The organism is Radiobacillus sp. PE A8.2 (assembly GCF_045635475.1).
In the GTDB taxonomy this organism is placed as follows: domain Bacteria; phylum Bacillota; class Bacilli; order Bacillales; family Amphibacillaceae; genus JBJGXI01.
On record NZ_JBJGXI010000001.1, the window covers coordinates 273,269 to 293,331 of the forward strand.

Below are 20,063 nucleotides of genomic sequence, written 5' to 3' on the forward strand. Positions count from 1 at the left end.
AGGGTGAGTCGCTTGAATAAGACTAGCTTAAAGAATGCTTTCCTAAAGTTTATGGTAATCATTCTAGTAACAGGAGTAGTAACGCCGACTTATACGTTGAACGCACAGGAAGGTAGTTCTACAGAAGCAGAAATTTACGTCGTTGACATGCGTGCATTAACGTATTGGGAAAAAACAATGTTTACTAGTTTACAAGGAATTGCCAACAGAGAGGATAAGCGGATCTATCTTATATTTAAAGAGAGTGAAGAGATGTGGTTGGAGTGGTATGAAGATTATTATGGGTTGAATACGACGTACTTGGATGATCCTTATGAATTATTTGAAAAAAAATCATGGCCGATCAAAGGATATACGATTATGGACCTTGAAGTGCCGGACACGGTAAATATCGCTACGAACTATGCTTCTACTGAAGATCTATTACCAGTTACGGAGCATCTCTTGCAATCTAAAAATCTGCCAGCATTGCAGGTAAAGCATGATCTGCGTGGGGACTTTCAAGGAATGTCAAAGGCGGAAATTTATGATTGGGCAATAGAAAATCAATGGCCAAATGCTGCGCATGATACGGTTGCTTCCCTGAATGTACCGTTTTCACCAGCAATAGACATTACCGAGCACACGAAAGATCATGATACGATTTACCTTCGTTTTGAGGATAGTACGACAAACGATGGATTAGGTGCACAATTAGGTTCATTGATGGTTACAAAAGGTAATGAGTTAGTAGCTAAAATTGCTACCAATACAGAGGAAGAATTAACTCATCTCGTGGAGGAAGTTGATACACAAATTAATGACAGAGGCAAACGTTTTGCTAATCAAGAGGCGTATTGGACCTACAAGATTGATGGTGTACAAGGTGCTGACCTTCTTTCTCTTGATATTATGAATCAGTATAAGGTTAGTATTGCCAATGAAATAGATGGAAATTATGAACAATTGGTCAGAGAAACCTTAACAGGAGGTGCTGTTGGGTACACCAATGAGGTACGAGATTATGTTGTTGCGCACCGTGGTTTTTTCTTTGAGCTATCGAGTAATGTCAATCACACCGAGGAATATGCACTAAGAGGAAAGTTAATAGAGGAGTTAGATAAGGATGGGGTCGTTCTAGGCTGGCACCCTGCTCGTTCAAGTGAGAAAGAAGACTTAAAACAGGCTTCTGAGCATGGAAAACGCACACTAGCTGCATCAAGAACACCGAACTTCTCCTTACACCAGTTTATTACGCCAAAGGAACCATTTAAGCAACCGCAAAAAGTAACAGCAGAAGAGGTGGAGGTAGAACCGAACAAAATCTATGTTACCTTTGTATTGTCAGATGGTGACTCCCTGAATTTCGTTAGTGATTTTCAAGGTGCACAATGGAACATGGATGGACGCGGAGAGATTCCTTTTGGTTGGGAAATTCAACCTTTAATGGAAGACATGGCGCCGGGTATGTTGGAGTACTTTTATCAAAATGCAACAGAAAATGATACCTTTGTTGCCTCAGCTTCAGGGCTCGGTTATACATTTCCTGATGTAATGAAAGAGCAGGACATTGCACAATTACTGGAAGATACCAAACCGTATTTAGAAAGATTGGATTTGACGTCCTTAACGTTTCTACCTTTTCAAGAAGGTGCCCACGAGGATATCGCGCAAATTTATGGTGACATCTTAGGTGATAGCTTAAATGGAGTGGTAAATGACTATTGGGGTCAAATAAACGCCCTTTCCAGACAGCAGGTTGTGAATGGAATGGCTTGGATGCCAACAGCGTTGCCAATCATATCTAAGTTTGAACAACGTACTGTTAGTGGAATGACAGATGCATTAAATGATATCGCGAATCAACAGTCAGGGGAAAGTGTGACGTTTGTTCCCATTCATGTTCCTAAAGGACATATGGATATTAATATGATCTGGGATGTTGTGAACAATTTGGATTCCAATACGTTCATCGTTACAGCACCAGATGAATTTATGATTTCCTATCAAAAGGCAGTAGATGCTGGGTTGGTTGACACGGGCAATCAAGCAGAAGTCCCGATTTATGATGCACAGAAAACGACTGAAGCGATCACAGTTGATGGCGATTTAGACGCAGTGTGGGAGCAAGCGGAAAGTATAACTTATAATGGCTTTGATAAGGTTACTTCCCAGTTTGGCAATGTGTGGGATGATGTGAGCTTTGAATCGGATTCTCGAGTCATGTGGGATGAAAATAATCTATATTATTTCGCCAGAGTAGAAGATAGCGATCGGCAGATTCCATTTGGTAGCGATAAAATATATAAGAATGATGCAGTAGGTTTGTATTTATATGATGAATCGAAAGCAATTAATTACAAACTATTTGCTACGCCGATAGGTAGAGATGGAAGCGGTCCGCTTATGGCAGGTTGGGGAACGATGAATAATGCTCCAACAAATCTGCCAGAAAATGCACAAATAGCCGGTAAGTCGACAGACGGCTATTATACTGTGGAAGTAGCGATTCCTTGGAGTGATTTACGTAATGGATCAGTCCTGGTAAATGGTGACAATATGAAGTTCTCTCTAATGACATTTGATGCAGATGAAAATAGTTGGGGACAGTCGATGTGGGTCGGTCAAGGTGATACGCCATCATTATTTGCGGATCTGCATTTGGTAAATGAACCTGTAATAAGTCCGACGATATCCATTGATGGTGTGGAAGATGGTAAATCCTACACAGAGAGTGTTACTCCTGTTGTCTCTGCAGAAGTGGGGAGTATAGATATTAGTGAGTTTACAACAGAAAGTGACAGCATTTATGTGAAATTTGAGGATAGTGTAAAGGAAGATGGTTTCGGTGCTCAAGTTGGAAATATAAAAGTTTCTAAAGATGACGAGACGGTGCTCGAGTTTGCTACAGGATCTTCCGCAGAAGGGAATGTCATATATAAGGATAATGGAAGCAGAATAAATGATAGGGGAAGACGTTATGTAAATAAAGATGCAACTTGGATCTATAAGCTTTCAGATATCGCACAAGCTGATTCTTTATGGATGGACCTTACTAACCAGTACACCATTAGCGCTGCTACAGAAGCAGATGGCCCATACAACGTTATGGCAGTTAATAAAACAACACGGTTTAACAGCGGCATCAAGGAGATGCTTGTTAGGGTGGATAATGAAGCATGGACTGCTGGTACACCTATTACAGGTGTAGGATCACACACCATTGTCGTAGAGGCAATTAGCAATGCGGGACACAAAGCGTGGAAATCAATTGAGTTCGTTATCAAAGAAGCGGATAAAAAAGCTCCAGAAATCACTACCATGCTTAATGGGCAAGTGCTTGAGACGGATGCTACAGTGCTTGATACCGATGAAATTTCCTTCGAATGGGAAGTAACCGATGAAGAAAGTGGAGTAGCTGCCGTTACTGCCATGTTTGATGGTGAAGCCTATAAAGCGGAGGACACTATCAAACTAGCAGGTAAAACCGGCAAGCATGAACTCATTGTCACAGCAGAGGATCATGCTGGTAATGTAAACGAGCATACCTATGCGATCTATGTGACAACGAATGCTGAAGCAATGCGTTCACTTTTACAGGGATTTGTTGAATCAGGTGCGATCGATCGACCAAACAAAGCGAAACCGTTAGATAATCAATTGCGCTTAGTACAACACTTTGGAGAAAAAGAGTCAGTGGATAAGGCGGTGAAACACTTAGAGTTGTTTAAGAAAAAGCTGGAGAAAGAGAAGCAGAAACAAGCAATTTCCGAAGCTGCATACCAAATGCTTATGTCGGATGCAAATTATTTAAAAGATAGCTTGCAATCAGACTGATGGGCTTTCAACTCCCCTGTGATCGAGAACTGGGTCCCAAGGGAGTTTTTTCCTAAAGTTAAGACAGCATATACCTTGCGCTTCGCTATCTAGATTCGGCCCTACCTCCCTCTTCTAGTCAATCCTCTAAGTACTGACAGAGCGTCAAGCTGTAGTTGCACTTAATGCCGGGGGTGAGCACAAAGGAATGCAACTTAGATAATTTTTCACTAGACACAGGAGACCTTATTTCGATTGAATTAACAGTTTTGATGATTTAGCGGCCAACAGAGACCATATTTGCTAAAAATAGCAAACAACAACAATAATTTTACCCTTATAAGCGTGCTGATTGTAACCATACTTCTCATTTTCCTACAATATTGAAGGTAAAAAGGAACATAAAAAATTAATAGACCAAGTGAAAAAATAATATTCGTGTTATGGAATTGCAAAATAGAACAATGAGAATTAAATGAAAAAGGTACTTTGGTTAAAGAGGTGTTAGCCTAAGTATTGTTTCTATACTATTATTGTATTAAGCAATTAAAACAGCCTCACATTCTAATTGTTAGCTTAATTGCACCAGACCTATTTTTTTGGTTATTTATGAGAACGATTTCATGTTTGTGAGATCTTGAAAGGAGTAAAGGAGGGATCGTAGAAGAGGTAAGGAGGCAGGAGGCAGATGATGGCAACTATTAAAGATGTCGCTGAGCGAGCTGGATTATCCCGTGCTACAGTGTCAAGAGTCATTAACAATCATGCATACGTAACAGAAGAAAAAAAGAGGTTGGTATACGAGGCGATGAAGGAACTAAATTATGTCCCAAATTCCATTGCTCGCCATCTACGTAAGCAAACTACGGAGACCATTGCAGTATTAGTACCAAGAATCTCTAATCCATTCTTCAGCAAGCTCGTTGAAGTGATGGAGATGGTAGCAGCAGAAAACATCTTCCAGCTAATTGTTTGTCAAACGAGATCGGATAAAATGCGGGAAATGGAATACTTGGATATGTTAAAAACAAAACAAATCGCTGGAGTCATCATGGTTTCTATTGAAAACGATTGGGAAGATATTAAAGACTATAGTAGCTTTGGTCCAATATTTTTTTGTAACGAATATCCAACGAACAATAATATTACTGTTGTTGGATCCAATCAATTTAATGGAGGCTACCTTGCTACACGTCATTTATTGGAAAAAGGACACAAAATAATTGCATTTTGTAGCGGTGAAAAAACAAACACAAATATGCACGGTAGAAAACTCGGATTTGATTTTGCTTTAAAAGAATTTGGTTTTTCGAATTCAGATAGTTGTTGGTTTAGAGGTGTAGTAGATATTGAGGATGGAAGGCGTGTTTTACGAAAGATAATTGCGATGAAAGACAGACCCACTGCAGTATTTACAGGAAGTGATGAAATTGCTGCGGGGATCATCAAAGAAGCGAGAATGAATAACATTCAGATTCCGGACGAACTAGCTGTTGTAGGGTACGATAATCAATCGATTGCAGAGCTTATGGAACCCGGCATAACAACTATTAACCAGCCAGTTGAAGCTATCGGCAAGAGGACAATGGAACTTATGATTAATTATTTAAGGAGCTATGGTGAGTTTGCACCAATTAATTTGGAATTACCCTTATGTTTAATTGAAAGGAATTCAACGTGAAATTTTTTGATTGAATATGATAACGTTTTCATAAGCGGTAACAAAGTACGCTTCTTTGCTACAGAGAACCATAAAAGTAATTATAGTTACATTAAGTAATTCTCTGAATTAAAGGGGTGTTAAATGTAATCGCTTACAGATGATAATTTTTCTTTACCATTCTAAGGAGGTTGATTAAAATGCAAAAAAGATTGATGTTCTTGTTTTCGATTCTGGTACTTTCATTCGTAATGGTTGGTTGTACTTCTGACAAAGAAACTTCATATGAAGTAGCGGAGCCAAGTGAAAATTTCAATGAAACTGGTTTTCCAATTGTGAGCGAATCCATTGAAATTAATATGACTGGGGCTAAAAAGCCTGATCAAGCAGACTGGAATGAAATGATTGTATTACAGGAATATGCTGAAAAAACAGGAATAAATGTCAACTTTGAACCTGTTCCTGGACCAGGTTGGGAAGAAAAGAGAAATCTCTTACTTTCTAGTGGTGACCTACCAGATGCTTTTTTTAAAGCTGGATTATCGCAAAGTGACATTGTAACTTATGGAAGCCAAGGGGTCTTTATCCCTCTTAACGATTTAATTGATCAATATGCTCCTAATATTAAAGCGATGTTTGATGAATATCCAGAGATCAAAAAATCAGTTACTGCACCAGACGGAAACATCTACGTATTACCACAAGCTGTAAACTATTTAGCACCTCGAATTGAAAAACCGTGGATTAATAAAACTTGGCTGGATAATTTAGGACTCGAAGTGCCTACAACAACAGACGAATACTATCAAGCATTAAAGGCCTTCGTCGAAGAGGATCCAAATGGAAATGGCCAAGCAGATGAACTTGGCTATAGTGGGCCACCTAGATTACCTAGATTCTTTGAAATTATAAGAGGATCGTTTGGACTTGGTAACGCAGGTTATCAGTCAGGAAACTTTGATTTAGACAGTGATGGAAATGTTAGGTTCTATCCAATCGAAGAAGGTTACAAGCAGATGCTTGAGTACTCGAAGAAAATGTATGAAGATGGATTAATTGATGAAGAAATATTTGTACAGAACAATAACTGGGTAGGTAAAGGACAACAAGGTATTGTCGGTTCATTCATTGCGAACAACTCGTTAACAATGGGAGATAAAGTGGATGATTATGTCGCAATGGACGCATTAGAAGGACCGAATGGGGATACCCTTTATTCTCCAGTTAAGCCGATGGTTCAAGTACAAGGTACGTTCGCAATTACTAGTGAAAATGACTATCCAGCAGAAACGATCCGTTGGGTCGATTATTTCTATGGCAAAGAAGGTTCAAAAATGATTCGTATGGGTATTGAAGGAGAAACCTATGAAGTAAAAGATAATGGTGAGCTAGCATACCTAGATAAGATTTTGAATAATCCAGATGGAATGAGCTTTGACCAAGCAATCGGTCAGTACACGATGTGGACTGGTGGAAATATGCCACACTTTATTTATCAAGAATCTGATCTTACTGGTAACAGCCATCCTGCGGCTCTAGAGGGTGCTGAAATTCTTAAAGATAATATTCCAGAAGATCCATGGCCACCATTACTATTAACAACAGAAGAGCAACAAAGAATTGCCGGGATTCAAACGGATATCGACACGTATGTTCAGGAAATGTCAGCTAAATTTGTAGCTGGATCTGAGCCACTATCAAATTGGGATGAGTATGTTTCTACAATCGAACAGATGGGTGTAGAGGATTATATAGAAGTCATGCAAGCTGCTTATACGCGTTATAAAGAAGCTGAGTAATCAAATTATATACTAAAATGGAGGGGAAGTTTAGCTCCCCTCTCCCTATTTTAAATCACTATTAATCAGAAAAGGATGATTAGTTTTGTCTAATAAATTGAAGGTTGGCGTCATTGGCATAGGAGGCATCTCAAATAACAATCATATCCCTGCATGGCTATCTCATCCGGAAACCGAAATTATTGCCTTATGTGACATTGAAAGAGAAAAAGCGGATAAGGTTGCACAGGATTATAAGATCCCTCATGTATTTACAGATTTTCACGATTTATTAGCAAATGATGAAATCGATATCATAGACATCTGTACACCGAATCTGTTTCACTCTGAAATAGCAGTGGCAGCTCTGCAGCATGGTAAGCATGTTTTTTGTGAAAAACCAGACGCAATCAATCCGGAAGAAGCACAAAAAATGGCCGATGCTACAAAAAATAGCGAAAAGCAATTAATGGTTATGAGGAACAATCGTTTCAATCCTTCCTCCACATGGATGAAGCAGTTTGTTGACGATGGATTAATGGGAGAGATTTACACCGGAAGATGTGGCTGGATCCGACGTCGGGGTATACCGGGTAAAGGCGGATGGTTCACAAATAAAAAACTATCTGGAGGTGGACCGCTTATTGATTTAGGTGTTCATTTTATTGATTTAGCCATGTGGTTAATGGGTAATCCACGTCCCGTTTCTGTAACTGGTGCTACCTATAATAAATTTGCCAATACTACGATTGATGATTCGCCACATAGTCAGTTTGGTGAAGCAAAAAAAGATGGCGTTTTTGATGTGGAGGATTTAGCAACTGGTTTTATCCGGTTCGATAATGGAGCTACGCTGCAAATCGAATTTAGCTGGGCTTCTAATATTGAAGAAGAAAGGAATTTCTATGAACTCCGTGGTACGAAAGCTGGAGTAAGTTGTAAAAATGGAGATTTAAAGGTGTTTACAGAAACTGCTAATGCATTAAGTGATGTATCCCCACGTTTACAACAAAGTAAGCAAAAGGATCATGAGACAAATATATACCACTTTATTGATGTCGTACAAAATCGAGCAGAACCGATTATCACCCCGGAGCAAGGTGTTGACATGATAAAAATTTTAGCAGCAATCTATGAGTCCGCTCAGACTGGATCTGAAGTTAAGTTATAAAAATTTATATAGACAGAGCTAGTAATGCACAGGAAGGATGAGGTGTCTATGGTTAAACCATCAACTCGCGTAACAGTATGGAATGAATTTAGACATGAACAAACAAATGAAACGGTAAGAAATATATATCCAAACGGAATTCATGATGTGATTGCAAATTATTTGCACGATAAAGAAATGGAAGTATCGACAGCTACATTAGATGAACGAGAGCACGGTCTAACGGATGAAGTACTGAATGGAACCGACGTCCTTATTTGGTGGGGACATATGGCGCACAATGAGGTAACAGATGAAGTAGTTAATAAGGTTCATAAACGCGTATTAGACGGGATGGGATTAATTGTCCTCCATTCTGGGCACTTTTCTAAAATTTTCAAGAAATTGATGGGTACTACATGTAATTTAAAATGGCGGGATGCAAGTGAGAAAGAACGTCTTTGGGTGGTTAATCCAAGTCATCCAATAGCAGCGGGTATTGGCGATTACATTGAACTGGAAGAGGAGGAGATGTACGGCGAGTTCTTTGATATACCGAATCCGGAAGAAGTTGTGTTTACAAGCTGGTTTACTGGTGGAGAAGTTTTTAGAAGTGGTTGTACATTTACGCGAGGAAAAGGCAAAATATTTTATTTCAGACCGGGTCATGAGGCTAATCCAACCTATTATAACGAGAAAATTATGCGCGTTATCGCAAATGCTGTATCTTGGGCAAAGCCATCAGGAAACTATGCATTTAACTTTGGAAATGTAGCACCGCTTGAATCACTTAGATAAATTAGTGATTGCGGGATTAAATAGAAGACATCGTGACCAGTAGTGCGGGAGGGTTTAAAGAAAGGGGTTGTTTAACAGATGAATAGCCAATACAGTAGCACGAATTTCGAGAAAATACCTAAAAACCGCAAATTCAGTAGGAAAAACTTTCGAAAGTTGCATCGAAACTGGCAATTGTATGCATTACTAGCACCGGCGTTAATCTATTTTTTAGTATTTAAGTATTATCCTATGTATGGCTTACAAATTGCGTTTAAGAACTTTGTCGCAACAAAAGGTATATGGGGAAGTGAATGGATTGGTTTTGACCACTTCACTAGATTTTTCGATTCCTATTATTTCTGGAGAATTATTACGAACACACTTGAGCTAAATTTGTATCAACTAGCATTATTTCCTGTATCGATTATCGTCGCATTATCACTTAATGAATTAAAAGAAGGAAAGTTTAAGAAAGTAGCCCAGACGATTACGTATGCCCCACATTTTATTTCAGTAGTCGTGTTCGTTGGGATGCTAGTGGCTTTCCTTAATCCATTAACGGGGATTATTAACTTATTTATTCAATTATTAGGATTTGAGCCTATTAATTTCATGACCGAGCCAGGTTGGTTTAAAACGATCTTCGTATTTTCAGGTGAATGGCAGCAGCTTGGGTGGGGTGCGATCATTTATTTAGCAGCACTAGCGGGTGTTGATCCACAGTTGCATGAAGCTGCAAGAGTAGACGGTGCATCCAGACTGCAGCGAATATGGCATATTAATATTCCAGGGATTTTGCCAACGATTGTCATTCTACTAATCTTAAATATGGGGAACTTTATGACCATCGGTTTTGAGAAAGTTTTATTAATGCAAAATGATCTTAACTTATCTGCATCAGAAGTGATTCAAACCTATGTGTATAAAAGTGGGGTATTGGAAGCTCAGTACAGTTATTCCACAGCAATCGGTTTATTTAATTCATTGATTAACTTCATTATACTAATCACCTTTAACCGTCTTGCAAGAAGAACGGGGACGAGTCTATGGTAAAGGGGTGTGAACGATGTTAGGACAAAAAAATTCAGATAAATTGTTTGAGATTTGTAACAAAATTATAATTTGGTTCTTTATTCTTATAATTGCATATCCGTTGGTATATATATGCAGTGCATCCATAAGCGACCCAGCATTAGTGAGTTCTGGTCAGATGTGGTTGTGGCCAAGGGGGATTACCTTCGAAGGATTTGAAAGGGTTTTCCAAAATGCTGAAATATGGATGGGCTATCGTAATACGATCTTTTACACATTACTTGGTACTTTTATCAATCTTGCTGTTACGTTGCCATGTGCTTATGCACTTTCCAGGCAAGATTTAAAAGGAAAAGGATTAATCATGGGATTGTTAGTGTTCACGATGTTTTTTGAAGGGGGGCTGATCCCAACGTATTTACTAGTTAAAGATCTTCAAATGACAAATACCATTTGGGCAATGGTTATTCCAAATGCAGCAGCTGTGTGGAACATCATTGTAACAACTACCTTTTTTAAAGTGACGATACCGAGGCAGTTAGAGGAATCGGCAGAAATTGATGGAGCCTCGACTTTTCGAATCTTCTTTCAAATTGTCTTACCATTGTCCGCTCCAATTATAGCAGTAATGGCTCTATTTTATGGGGTGGGGCATTGGAATCAATATTTTAATGCCTTAATTTATCTATCCGATCGTGATCTCTATCCATTACAACTCATTTTAAGAGAGATTCTTGTCCTGAATCAGATGTCTACAGAGTTAATGAATACGGCGGATCCAGAATCGCTTATTGAGCAAATGCGCGTAGCGAATATTATTAAATATGCCGTCATGATTGTATCGGCAGCACCACTATTAATTGTGTATCCATTTTTACAACGCTTCTTCCTTAAAGGTGTAATGATTGGTTCTATTAAAGGATAATATATGTGCAGTTCCATTTAGCATAACAACTATTGATGAGTAATTAAACATAACTTTTCTAATAAGGAGTTTATGATATGTTTTGGACAGAGAAAAAGCTAGCTATTCGTATAAATGAATTATCTGAATATCGGTATCGTGACACACTCTCGGTACCTTCATTCGATTTTCAGCTGGATGAAAATGGTGAGGTGGGGACATACCCGCCTCAGAATGGAGAATGGGAGGAAATTAAAGTAGGTGAAATTTGGCGTGGTCGTGACCTCTACGCTTGGCTGTCTACAGAAGTCGTTATTCCAGCCGAATGGAAAGGGCGAACCATTGTCGGCCGGTTTGACTTTGGTAGAACAGGAGGTGGAGGGAACTTTGGCTTCGAATCCTTATTGTATCTAAATGGATCACCCTATCAAGGGGTGGACATGAATCATCAGGAGGTATTTTTACCAGATGATTCTCCGAGTAAGAAGCTACAATTGAATTTCCGATTATGGTCTGGCACGGAAGGTGGAGGAATTCCGCAGCAGCAGGAACACAAGCTAAAAAGAGCAGTCATTTCTTGGTTGGACGAAACAACAGATGATTTGTTTTTTACTAGTCAGGCTATATCCGATACAGTAGATGTTTTGGATGAGAATGACCCGAATAGAATTGCTTTACTAAAAGCATTAGACCGGACTTTTTTAGAGATTGATTGGTCTAGCCCAGGTTCGGATCATTTTTATACTTCTATTCAAGTCGCTCATAAGGTGTTGCTGACAGAACTGTCTGTTCTTGAAAAGCACCATGCAGTGACAATTCGTTGTATCGGCCATACGCATATTGATGTAGCGTGGCGTTGGCAATTAAAGCATACGCGAGAAAAGGCTGCTAGATCATTTTCAACTGTTTTACGCTTAATGGAACGGTACCCTGACTATACGTTTCTCCAGACACAACCACAATTATATGAATACATTAAACAGGATTATCCTGAAATATACGATCAAATTAAAAAGCGCGTTAAAGAAGGCCGCTGGGAAGTGGAAGGAGCAATGTGGTTAGAGGCGGACTGTAATATTCCTTCTGGTGAATCATTAGTTAGGCAAATCTTAGTTGGCACACGGTTTCTTCGTGAAGAATTTGGTGCGGAATCAACGTATCTATGGTTACCGGATGTGTTCGGCTATAGCTGGGCACTGCCGCAGATATTAAAAAAATCAGGCATTGATACGTTTATGACAACTAAAATTAGCTGGAGTCAATACAATCGTATGCCTCATGATACGTTCCAGTGGCGTGGGATTGATGGATCAGAAGTGCTGACGCATTTTATTACAACCGCACCAAAAGGAAAAAATACGTACACCTATAATGGAACCTTAAGTGCTCCCCAAGTAACTGGCATTTGGGATAACTATCGGGACAAGAAATTTAACCAGGAATTGCTGCTGGCATACGGACATGGTGATGGTGGTGGAGGGGTCACGAGAGACATGCTAGAAAGACGTCGACGCTTTGAACAGTTGCCAGGAATGCCAAATGTCGTAACAGGAAGAGCAGATGAGTATTTTGAACGGTTACAGGAGAGTGTAGAAAGTACTGATCAGTACGTACATACGTGGGATGGAGAGCTATATTTAGAATTCCATCGTGGAACGTATACGAGCCAAGCGCTAATTAAGCGAATGAATCGTAAATTAGAGCTTTTATACAGAGAGGCAGAATGGATCAATGTTATTGCTAGTACGTTAGGTTCCACGTGGTCTTCATACCCACAGAAGCAATTAACAGATGGATGGAAGATTATATTACGAAATCAGTTTCATGATATCATTCCAGGGTCATCGATTGGTGAAGTATACGAAGACAGTTTAATCGAGCATAAAGAGGCACAAGAAATTGGAAGCAAGGCTTGGAACCAAACTGCAAAAAGCCTTGTAGATGAAAAAGATCACCAATCCGTTTCGGTGTTCAATTCATCTCCTTGGCAAAGGGATGATTATGTGACTATTCCTGTAGAGCTAAACAAGGAATCGGGGACGTGGCTAGATGGGAATGGAAAAGCACTTAAAGCACAACGTTTAGGAAACAATTGGTTGGTGCGAGCTCAGTCGCTTCCATCAATGGGCGTTTCTACCCTTTACTTTGACGCTAGTAAAGAGGCTGAAGAGAAGAATAATCCATTTAGCTGCACTTCCTCTAGTATAACCACTCCATACTATAAGTTGGAATGGAACGAACAAGGGCAACTAACGAAACTTTATGACCGACATGCAGAGCGTGATGTATTGGCTGAGGGAGAACGAGGCAATGTTCTTCAAGTCTTTGAGGATAAGCCTATGCGTTTTGATGCTTGGGATATTGATATCTTTTACCAAGAGAAAATGCAGGAAATACTAAATCTTAAAAAGGTAAGCACCCCAGAGTCAGGTCCGTTGCGTACAATCATTCGATTTGAATGGGAGTATATGGAATCGAGCATTGTCCAGGATATGATTGTTTATGCGGAGGAACAAAGAATTGATTTTGTCACAAAAGTCGATTGGCATGAATCACAGCAATTATTAAAAGTCGCATTTCCGGTAGATATTCGAAGCACAGAAGCGACGTATGATATTCAATATGGAAATGTGAAAAGACCCACGCATTGGAATACTAGCTGGGATGCAGCGCGCTTTGAAACAGTCGGACATCAATGGGCGGACTTGTCTGAACAAAGCTACGGGGTAAGTTTATTAAATGATTGTAAATACGGCTATGACATTAAAGATAACGTCATGCGACTTACGTTAATTAAATCCGGTATTTTTCCTGATCCGCATGCGGACCAAGGAGAGCACCTATTTACTTATTCCTTGTACCCTCATAAAGGAGATTGGCGAGAAGGTAATACCGTTATGAAAGCTTGGGAGCTTAACAATCCACTTACTTTTATAAAAGGGAAAAGGAAGCATGACGAACCGTTCTCTTTATTTCATTTATCTGCTGACCATGTGATGATCGACGCAGTAAAGAAGGCAGAGGATGATAATCGAATTGTTGTGCGTGTGCATGAATTTAAAGGAGCAAGAGGGTCGGTGCGGGTGAATAGCGATGCAACGATTAATTCATGGCAGGAAACTGACTTAATGGAACGACCAATCAGTGATGTTTTCAAGGGTGAATCCATCGATTTTAAAATTAAACCTTATGAAATAAAAACCTTCTTAATAGAAATGGAGTGATCCACATGGAGAAGCCAAATATTATTCTCATTACATCGCATGATACAGGAAGGTACTTAGGCTGCTACGGAAGAGGGGTTGAAACGCCCGAAATTAATCAGCTTGCAGAAGAAGGAATTCGATTTGATCAATATTTTTGTCCAGCTCCGCAATGCAGTCCAAGTCGAGGAAGTATGATAAGTGGAATGTATCCAAACCGTCACGGGTTGATGGGGCTTGGTCATTTAGGGTTTAGTATGAAGCCTGAGATTGTAACATTGCCGAAAGCAATGACTGCATGTGGATATGAATCTGTTCTAATCGGACTAAGTCACGAGCGAATCGACGATGATTCCTCACCAGAGGCAATTGGTTATGAAAGGTTCGAAGCGGTTCCTGGAAACCGAGCGCATGATGTGGCAGATAAGGTGGAGGCGTTTTTGCAGGAGAAAGCATCCACTACTCTTTCTCGGCCCTTCTATGCTTCTGTAGGGTTACATGAAACGCATCGAAAAGGCTATTTATTCGATGAATACGAACCAGTGCAAGAAGAGCAAGTAGATATACCATCCTATTTACCGAATACTTCACAGACGCAAGATGATTTTGCCCATTTTCAAGGCTCCGTCAAATTATTAGATCAGGCAGTTGGTCGTATCGTTCAATCACTTAAGGATACAGGGTTAGAAAATGATACCTTGATCATTTATACGACCGATCACGGGATTGCCTTTCCGCGGGCGAAGGGTACGCTATTTGATGCGGGGTTAGAAACCGCGTTTATTATGAGATGGACGAACGGTTTTAGAGGTGGTCGCGTGCAAAATGAGTTGCTTTGCAATATTGATTTAATGCCAACGCTAATAGAAATAGCAGGTGGAGAAGCGCCAATTAATGTAGATGGTGAAAGCTTTCTACCTTTATTAAAGGAAGAATCAGAGAAAGCTAGAAATCAATTTTTCTGCGAGCTATCGTGGCATGACCTATATCATCCAATGCGCGGTGTACGAACAAATCGATATAAATATATCCGGAATTTTGAAGCAGGTCCTTCCGTGTACATGCCTGCAGACATTTATCAAAGTCCATCCGGTTGTGTAGTAAGAGATGCATATAGCACTCCTAATCAGAAGGAAGAGCTGTATGATTTGAAGCTAGATCCGCTCGAGCAGAATAATCTCATACATGATGCTAGCTATAGCCATCTATTGACGGACTTAAGGAAACGGGTTGTTCAATGGATGGAACAGAATCACGACCCTTTATTAGACGGACCTATTCCTGGCCAAGTAGCGAGTGAATGGGAGCGAATCTGGAGCAAATAAGGTTTCTAACAAGCCTCTTTGTGGTTGATCCACCTAGGGGCTTATCTTTTAAGTGTATTTATAATTAGTAGTAATAATTTATTTTACGGAGTGATGGTATGTTTTTTACAGAAGATAAACTGGAACGACGAATACAAGAGCTGGAGCCCTATCGCTATGTAAATCCAATTAAACTATCAAAATTTAAATTTCAATTAGATGTAGATGGGGGTATTGGGGAATATCCACCTCAGGATGGTGAATGGTCGTCCATACTTGTTGGCGATTATTGGAGTGGTTGGGATACCTATGTTTGGCTAGCGAGTGAAGTGGAACTACCATCTGAATGGGCGGGACACCAAGTTGTTGGCTTATTTGACTTTGGAAAGATTGGGCAAGAGACGAACCTTGGTTTTGAAGCGTTGTTGTTTTTAAATGGTAAGCCATATCAAGGTGTTGATTCGAATCACGTAGAGGTATTATTTCCTAACGATATGTCCGGTGCAGCGCATTCCCTGCACTTTCGCTTATGGTCGGGATTACATGGGAAGGGAAAACGTGTAGAACAAGAGCATAAAATCCAACAAGCGGAAATTGCTTGTTTAGAAGAATTAACTGATGATCTATACTTTACTGGGAAAGCAGTAATAGAGACCATTCATGTCTTGGATAAGAATAGCGCACAAAGAATGGAATTGTTAAAAGCACTGGATCAGGCATTTTTACAAATTGACTGGACATACCCTGGGTCCGATAGATTCTACCAATCTGTTGCAGAAGCATGTGATGTTTTACATTCCCGATTGGAACATATGCATAACAATCATCCTATCACTGTTAACTGTATTGGTCATACACATATTGACGTTGCTTGGCTCTGGAGGTTGAAGCATACACGGGAAAAGGCTGCTCGTTCTTTCTCCACTGTGCTTCGTTTGATGGAAAAATATCAAGAATACACATTTCTGCAAACACAACCACAATTATATGACTATATCAAAAAAGATTATCCAGAAATCTATGAACAAATCAAAGAAAGAATAAAAGAAGGAAGGTGGGAAGCAGGAGGGGCGATGTGGCTAGAAGCGGATTGTAACATTCCGTCAGGTGAATCACTTGTTAGACAAATTCTTCAAGGCACCAGTTTCTTCCGCGATGAATTTGGCGTGGAATGCCGCAATCTATGGTTACCTGATGTGTTTGGCTATAGTTGGGCGTTGCCTCAAATCCTAAAAAAGTCAGGTATTGATTCCTTTATGACAACAAAAATTAGTTGGAGTCAATATAATCAAATGCCGCATGACACGTTTTATTGGAGAGGAATAGATGGAACAGAAATTTTAACGCATTTTATTACAACACCTGTCGTAAACGATCATGTGAAAAGGTATTGCTATAACGGTCATATTACTCCTTACACGGTTTCTGGAATTTGGGAAAGATATCAAGATAAGAACATAAATCAGGATTTGCTATTAGCTTACGGTTATGGTGATGGTGGTGGCGGTGTGAACAGAGAAATGCTTGAAATGCGTCGCCGTTTAGAAGATATGCCAGGATTACCAAAAGTAGTAACGAGTCGGAGTGATGACTATTTTGAAGAACTAAAAGAGACGGTGAATAAGACAGATCAGTATGTCCATACATGGGATGGAGAGCTTTATCTTGAGCTGCATCGCGGAACTTATACGAGTCAGGCTTTCATTAAACAGGTGAATCGAGAGCTTGAACTGTTATCTAGACAGGTAGAATGGCTAGGCGTATTAACGAGTGTCCAGCAGCTAAATTGGAGTAGTTATAAGAAGGAAAGGCTTAAGCGTGCATGGGAAATTATATTGCGGAATCAGTTTCATGATATTATTCCTGGAACATCGATACCAGAAGTGAATGAAGACTGTGCAAGCGAGTATAAGGTGGCAAAGGAATTATTACATACAGTTTGGCATGAAAATGCAGGGGTATTGGTTCAATCTACTGCCAATCAGGAAACAGATGGAGATCAACATGGTGAAGTAGTTACTATTTTTAATAGTGATTCTTGGTCGAGATCAGATGTAATATCCATACCTAAATTTGTTAATGATTCGTCAGGGAGCTGGTACGATGTTAACGGAGAGGAATTGGAATGCGTTCTAGGGGAAGAAGCATGGTTAGTGCATGTAAAAGAGATGCCGTCAATGGGATATACATCACTGACTTTTAAAGGTGAAGGTGTACCAACTGGTAGTTCCGACGCTTTTGAAACAATGTCAGAGGCAAAGGCAATCATGACCCCATTTTACAAGGTGGAATGGAATGACTTAGGTCAAATTACTCGAATGTATGACCGTGAGGCAGGAAGAGAGGTTCTAGCTGAGGAAGCATGTGGAAATGTATTTCAGGTATTTGAAAACAAACCATTGCGTGGGGATGCTTGGGGGATTGATTTGTTTTACCAAGAGAAAATGAAGGAAGTAGTAGAGCTTCAATCGTTCGAAATAAAAGAGATGAATGCATTACAACTAATCCTACACCTAAAATGGAACTACGGAAATTCTATGATAGAACAGGATGTTATTTTATATGCTGAAAATCGCAGGATTGATTTTCGAACTACCGTTGATTGGTATCAAAGAGAGGAGTTACTGAAGGTTGCTTTCCCGGTAGATGTTCGGGCAACAGAAGCAACGTATGATATCCAGTTTGGAAATGTTAAGCGTCCAACGCATTGGAATACAAGCTGGGATTATGCACGTTTTGAGACGGTCGGACATTTTTGGGCTGACTTGTCGGAAAGTGGCTATGGTGTTGGATTGCTAAACAATAGTAAATACGGCTATGACATTAAAGACAATGTAATACGTTTAACCCTATTGAATTCGCCAATTGTTCCTGATCCTCATGCAGATCAAGGAAGGCATGCATTTACGTATAGCTTGTTGCCGCATACAGGTGATTGGAGAGAAGGGAGCGTCGTGCAAGAAGCGTGGAAACTAAACAATCCTGTTCGGGTTGAAGCAGGAATGCCAGTAAAAGCGCAGCTATCGTTATTTCATTGTTCCTTAGATCATGTCATGATTGATGCGGTTAAGCAGGCGGAGGATGATGAAGAAACAGTAGTTATTCGTCTACATGAATATGCTGGGAGTCGAGGGCATGTTGAAATATGCAGTGATTTACCCATTCATTCATGGCGGGAATGTAATTTGATGGAACAACCCATTGAAGATAGAAATGACCAGTCACCTTTTACATTCTCCATTAAACCGTATGAAATTAAGACATTCCTACTTCGAATGGGAGGGATTTAATTGGAAACAAAGAAATATTATAAGGAACTCTGCTTTCGACCAATTAAACTACAAAAAAATCGAGTGTGGCGAACTTATACTGGTGGTAAGCTGCTAGAAGAATGGCAGGGCGAGTGTCAATCTTCCGATGGTTCCTTTCCTGAAGAGTGGGTTGCTTCGATAACGAAGGCAAAAAATGTAGGTCGTGAATCAATAGCTAATGAAGGTCTTAGTTTCATAGACTTAGGAGGTCAAGAAAAAATCACTTTGAAAGAAGTTATTGAAACGAATCCTAAAGCATTTTTGGGCAAGAGGCATACGGAAGTTTACGGCTCTAAGTTGGCAGTGCTTGTTAAGGTTCTGGATGCTAGTGAAAGACTGACCATACAAACCCATCCTGAAAAGAATACAGCAAAGCGTCTATTTCAATCTGAATTTGGTAAGACAGAAGCCTGGATGATATTAGGAGGCAGGAAGGTTAACGACTGTGACCCGTATCTACTAATGGGGTTTAAACCAGGAATAACGAAAGAGAAGTGGCGTCAATTATTTGAAGAGCAAGACATAGATGGAATGATTGCCTCTTTACACCAAGTACCATTAAAGAAGGATGATGTCTTTTTAATAGAAGGTGGTGTTCCACATGCGATTGGTGAAGGGTGCTTCATTATAGAAATACAAGAGCCAACAGATTTAACGCTTCGTGTTGAGAAGACAACACCTAATGGCATGGGAATTCCAGATCTAGCATGTCATCAAGGGCTTGGCTTTGATAACATGATGGATTGCTTTTGCTATGATTCATATTCATACGAGGAAATGATAAACCGTTCAAAAATACTACCGAAAACTATTCAAGAAGGGAAGGGAGGGCACGAAATCGAATTAATAGGAACATCTAGTACAGATCGTTTCAAAATGAATCGGATAGAAGTGAAGGGTGTATTCGAGCGCCAGAGATCCGAATCGTTTTTCATCGTGATTGTAGTAAAAGGCCATGGGAAGCTACAGTGGTCTGATCAAGAAATAGCTATTCATCAATCGGATCAAATCTTTATACCAGCGTCTGTAGAAAGAACTGTTTGGGAAAATTTAGGTTATACCGAATTAACGGTTGTCTTATGTTTTCCTCCAGACGTAGAAGCTAATAGCGGGAATTGTCAGGAAAACTTATAAATGAATTGAGCT

Annotated in this window: 11 protein-coding genes; all 11 read left to right on the plus strand. The window is 39.8% G+C overall.

Annotation, left to right across the window (positions count from 1 at the left end; all coding sequences use genetic code 11):
* Positions 1 to 12: 12 nt before the first annotated feature.
* The 11 genes from ACI6MV_RS01110 to ACI6MV_RS01160 all read left to right on the plus strand — a co-directional run bounded on the left by ACI6MV_RS01110 (position 13) and on the right by ACI6MV_RS01160 (position 20,051).
* Positions 13 to 3,816, plus strand: a complete 3,804-nt coding sequence (locus ACI6MV_RS01110; protein ID WP_407267939.1) for an FIMAH domain-containing protein — start codon at positions 13 to 15, stop codon at positions 3,814 to 3,816.
* Positions 3,817 to 4,486: 670 nt separating this feature from the next.
* A complete protein-coding gene (locus tag ACI6MV_RS01115; protein WP_407267940.1) occupies positions 4,487 to 5,476 on the plus strand; it encodes a LacI family DNA-binding transcriptional regulator in 990 nt (329 codons plus the stop codon).
* A 179-nt stretch (positions 5,477 to 5,655) separates the two neighbouring features.
* The gene (locus ACI6MV_RS01120) at positions 5,656 to 7,254 is read left to right on the plus strand and encodes an extracellular solute-binding protein (RefSeq protein WP_407267941.1); all 1,599 of its coding nucleotides are present in this window, start codon (positions 5,656 to 5,658) and stop codon (positions 7,252 to 7,254) included.
* Positions 7,255 to 7,339: 85 nt separating this feature from the next.
* Positions 7,340 to 8,404 carry a Gfo/Idh/MocA family protein gene (locus tag ACI6MV_RS01125; protein WP_407267942.1) on the plus strand — a complete coding sequence of 355 codons (1,065 nt, stop codon included), beginning with the start codon at positions 7,340 to 7,342 and terminating at the stop codon, positions 8,402 to 8,404.
* 48 nt (positions 8,405 to 8,452) lie between these two features.
* A complete protein-coding gene (locus ACI6MV_RS01130; protein WP_407267943.1) occupies positions 8,453 to 9,181 on the plus strand; it encodes a ThuA domain-containing protein in 729 nt (242 codons plus the stop codon).
* A gap of 78 nt (positions 9,182 to 9,259) precedes the next feature.
* Complete coding sequence (locus tag ACI6MV_RS01135; RefSeq protein ID WP_407267944.1) at positions 9,260 to 10,216, plus strand: ABC transporter permease; 957 nt, start codon at positions 9,260 to 9,262, stop codon at positions 10,214 to 10,216.
* 13 nt (positions 10,217 to 10,229) lie between these two features.
* Positions 10,230 to 11,120 carry a carbohydrate ABC transporter permease gene (locus tag ACI6MV_RS01140; protein ID WP_407267945.1) on the plus strand — a complete coding sequence of 297 codons (891 nt, stop codon included), beginning with the start codon at positions 10,230 to 10,232 and terminating at the stop codon, positions 11,118 to 11,120.
* A 77-nt stretch (positions 11,121 to 11,197) separates the two neighbouring features.
* Positions 11,198 to 14,323 (plus strand): alpha-mannosidase, encoded by a 3,126-nt coding sequence (locus tag ACI6MV_RS01145; RefSeq protein ID WP_407267946.1) that lies wholly within the window; start codon positions 11,198 to 11,200, stop codon positions 14,321 to 14,323.
* Between the two features lie 5 nt (positions 14,324 to 14,328).
* Positions 14,329 to 15,627: a sulfatase family protein gene (locus ACI6MV_RS01150; RefSeq protein ID WP_407267947.1), complete on the plus strand. Its 1,299-nt coding sequence runs from the start codon at positions 14,329 to 14,331 to the stop codon at positions 15,625 to 15,627.
* A 98-nt stretch (positions 15,628 to 15,725) separates the two neighbouring features.
* Positions 15,726 to 18,896 carry an alpha-mannosidase gene (locus ACI6MV_RS01155; protein ID WP_407267948.1) on the plus strand — a complete coding sequence of 1,057 codons (3,171 nt, stop codon included), beginning with the start codon at positions 15,726 to 15,728 and terminating at the stop codon, positions 18,894 to 18,896.
* Complete coding sequence (locus ACI6MV_RS01160; RefSeq protein ID WP_407267949.1) at positions 18,897 to 20,051, plus strand: type I phosphomannose isomerase catalytic subunit; 1,155 nt, start codon at positions 18,897 to 18,899, stop codon at positions 20,049 to 20,051.
* The last annotated feature ends 12 nt before the right edge of the window (positions 20,052 to 20,063 follow it).

What these genes read in the sequence shown, in the direction of transcription:
- ACI6MV_RS01115 (WP_407267940.1), top strand. Translation starts at nt 4,487, where the DNA reads ATGGCAACTATTAAAGATGTCGCTGAGCGAGCTGGATTATCCCGTGCT.
- ACI6MV_RS01120 (WP_407267941.1), top strand. Translation starts at nt 5,656, where the DNA reads ATGCAAAAAAGATTGATGTTCTTGTTTTCGATTCTGGTACTTTCATTC.
- ACI6MV_RS01130 (WP_407267943.1), top strand. Translation starts at nt 8,453, where the DNA reads ATGGTTAAACCATCAACTCGCGTAACAGTATGGAATGAATTTAGACAT.
- ACI6MV_RS01135 (WP_407267944.1), top strand. Translation starts at nt 9,260, where the DNA reads ATGAATAGCCAATACAGTAGCACGAATTTCGAGAAAATACCTAAAAAC.
- ACI6MV_RS01140 (WP_407267945.1), top strand. Translation starts at nt 10,230, where the DNA reads ATGTTAGGACAAAAAAATTCAGATAAATTGTTTGAGATTTGTAACAAA.
- ACI6MV_RS01145 (WP_407267946.1), top strand. Translation starts at nt 11,198, where the DNA reads ATGTTTTGGACAGAGAAAAAGCTAGCTATTCGTATAAATGAATTATCT.
- ACI6MV_RS01150 (WP_407267947.1), top strand. Translation starts at nt 14,329, where the DNA reads ATGGAGAAGCCAAATATTATTCTCATTACATCGCATGATACAGGAAGG.
- ACI6MV_RS01155 (WP_407267948.1), top strand. Translation starts at nt 15,726, where the DNA reads ATGTTTTTTACAGAAGATAAACTGGAACGACGAATACAAGAGCTGGAG.